We start from the raw sequence: 238 nt of genomic DNA on the forward strand, positions 1-238 counted from the left end.
AAACGCCGCTCATACCCGCATTAAGAGAAGCTGCGAAGCAGCATCGCGAGAAAGCTGACCATGGTTGAAAATAGCGAACTCCGCAAAGCCGGCCTCAAAGTGACCCTGCCACGGGTCAAGATCCTGCAAATGCTCGACTCTACCGAGCAGCGCCACCTGAGTGCCGAGGACGTCTACAAGGCGTTGATGGAAGCTGGTGAGGACGTCGGACTGGCCACGGTTTACCGTGTACTGACCC

The 238-nt window shown here is 57.1% G+C and carries 1 protein-coding gene; it reads left to right on the top strand.

Annotated elements, in window-relative coordinates; genetic code table 11:
• Positions 1-60: 60 nt before the first annotated feature.
• On the top strand, positions 61-238 hold a 178-nt coding region (locus AC0IXA_RS28085), incomplete at its 3' end, for a transcriptional repressor (RefSeq protein ID WP_471815008.1).

It is taken from the genome of Pseudomonas sp. AC083 (assembly GCF_979253165.1).